The following is a 2639-nucleotide window of genomic DNA, read 5'->3' as shown; positions in this document are numbered from 1 at the left end:
TCCAAGGCCAAAGTGGCGTTAGCCGCCTTGGCGGGCGATAAAACCCTGGCGCAGTTGACCCAGGAATTCGAGGTTCACCAAAATCAGATTGTCGATTGGAAAAAGCAACTGAGCGAGCGGGCTGCTGAGGTGTTTGGGAAGTCCGCAGAGCCTGAATCGCCGCCGATTGATCTGCAGGCCCTGCATGCGAAAATTGGCCAACTGACCTTGGAAAACGATTTTTTAGGGAACGCGCTCACCAAGGCGGGATTGCTGATACCCAAAGGGCACAAGGCGCAAAGCGATGATAAACCGTGACGCCAAACTACCGATTGGTCGTCAGGCCAAGCTATTGGGCCTCAGCCGTGGCAGCGTGTACTACCTGCCCAAACCGGTTTCGGAGCGCGATCTGGACATCATGCGCCGACTTGACGAACTGCACCTGAAGCACCCGTTCATGGGCGCTCGCCAGTTACGGGATCAACTGAATCGACAAGGCATCGCGATCGGCCGCAAGCGGGTGAAAACCTTGATGACGAAAATGGGCATCGAGGCGGTGTTAGCCTTGCCGTCGTTGATGGCGGGCGTCCAGCAAAAATTAAAAATAGCCCCAGACGAGAGCCCATTCAGTATGGGCTTTTTTATGCGCGATACTCTACTACACAAAAGTTGAACTCACGTTTTGTCACATTAATGTCATAGGACATTTGTAAGCTAAAGCTTCAAAAAAATGAAAATATGAGTCAGGAAATATGAGTGAATTTTTCAACAAGAAGCCGGCAGAGCTTTTGGAGATTGAACAGGTGGTCAACGAATTGGTGGGAGACCTAACCCACCCGCTGAATAACTACAGGCATCCCTACCATCGAGATTGTGTTAAGGCATTTAATGATTTGATGGCGCATGCTGACAGTATTCGCCAGCACTGGGTTTCTCCTAGAATATTCTAATAATGCCGTCTGAGCCCTCCGATCATCGGAAATCGACAACGTCTAAGCCAGAAATAAGATGTCTGCTTTTGCAGTGTTTGTCATTTTGAATGTAGGATTATGCTAATGTTTGCTGTAGATCAAATAATCCTTTTATTTCAGAGCCTATAGTGTCTATGTCTTCACAGAAATAGGATAAGAAATACGATGACGGCAGAGCTCCAACTTAAACAGTACCATGTCTTTTTTGAAGACCTTACGCATCCTGGATTCGGCTGCCATCGCGATGAATCCGGCGTCGTAACCATCAAGCTCCATCGATTACGCTTATCCATTTACGGTCGGACATTCAACCGGCGTTGGAAATAAGCCCTTAGAGCGCACTGAAAAGCCTTTACCGCATTCACGATAGAGGCCATAGAGTGTTGCAGTTGTGCCCATGGGGAATAATTTTTAGCTCGTCTTTACGGGTTTCAGTTGGTTGTTTTGACTGGTTCGCCCAACCCATCTTTCCCAATAGCAGTCATTTCACTTTGCCTGGAAATCCAATTGCCATGGGCTGATTAAAATTCCCCAAGGCATTTTTGCATAAATCGATTATGTCGTCGGTCAACGTGTCATCTGGTCGGCCCGGTATGACCAGATTCAGCTTGGTTGATAATTATCTGTATTGAGTCGTTTAATTTTCAACGTTGACTATAATTTCCAGCGATCCCGATTCTAATTGAAATAGTTTTAGGGTATGCGTGGGGCTCCAAGCAATTGCAGCTTTTCTCGCTGTATAGTGAATCTTTATTGGGAAGGCAAAATCATGGTGAAACGCTTAACTGGCTGTCTATTTGCTGTTTTTTTAACCGGCTGTGCAACGCTTAGTCAGCAGGACTGCAAGCGGGGTGATTGGTTTGGTTTGGGCGTTCAAGACGGCCGTTCCGGCGCAACGAGTGACAGGCTAAATGATCACAAAAAAGCATGTTCCGAATACGGCGTCGCGGTGAATGATTCGCAGTATTTTGCTGGCCGCGAACAGGGCATAAAAGAATACTGTCGGATCGAGAATGCTTTTGAAGAGGGTCTGCAAGGACATGATTATCGCCATGTTTGCCCGCCATCAATTGATAGTATATTTAGCCGTTACCATGCAGCGGCATACGCTGTCCATAAAGAACGCGCCGAACTTGATAGGATAGATAACGAACTTTCCAGCAAAGAAGCTAGCTTGGGGGATAACAAGTTAAGCGACAAAGACCGGGCCAGAATACGTGACGATATAAGGCACTTAAGTCGGAATAGAGACCGCGCTCGGGATGATCTTTACTACCACGAACGGCAACTCAACGAATTCCGCCATGAGTCTCAGTCCTATCGCTGAACGGATGTGTGGGATGTTGCGATAATACGTTTCAAGATTTCCGAAGAAAGCCTCGAAGTAAATATAGGTATTGCATGTTTAAAACATCGTATCTGCCGAACATGACGGCAATCGATCGTTTTCGACATAACAAGTCACGATTGGTTATTAATCCGGCCCTTAAATTTCCTGGGGCCGTTAAATTGCATAGCAAACCGAGTGTGGCTACTAGTCCCCCGCCTATTTGGCTTGCTGGCCGAGTTAATAAACTAATGTCGACGATGGCAGACGGCTAACGAGATATATAAAATCTTACAGCCATGCTCACTGCTTTACGCGTATGTTGGCTGACGTAAGCCTAATTGTTATTAATAGACTAGAGT

The 2639-nt window shown here is 46.8% G+C and carries 2 protein-coding genes and 1 pseudogene; all 3 read left to right on the top strand.

Going from position 1 to position 2639, the window contains the following annotated elements:
* A pseudogene (locus NP589_RS21350) lies at positions 1–553 on the top strand (IS3 family transposase); the annotation flags it as partial.
* Positions 554–731: 178 nt separating this feature from the next.
* Positions 732–929 carry a hypothetical protein gene (locus NP589_RS21345; protein WP_256608779.1) on the top strand — a complete coding sequence of 66 codons (198 nt, stop codon included), beginning with the start codon at positions 732–734 and terminating at the stop codon, positions 927–929.
* Positions 930–1719: 790 nt separating this feature from the next.
* Complete coding sequence (locus tag NP589_RS21340; RefSeq protein ID WP_256608778.1) at positions 1720–2277, top strand: DUF2799 domain-containing protein; 558 nt, start codon at positions 1720–1722, stop codon at positions 2275–2277.
* The last annotated feature ends 362 nt before the right edge of the window (positions 2278–2639 follow it).

The organism is Methylomonas rosea, from assembly GCF_024505055.1.
In the GTDB taxonomy this organism is placed as follows: Bacteria; Pseudomonadota; Gammaproteobacteria; order Methylococcales; family Methylomonadaceae; genus Methylomonas; species Methylomonas rosea.
The sequence above is the reverse complement of the archived record's forward strand: the minus strand, read 5'-3'. Positions and strand labels throughout refer to the sequence as shown.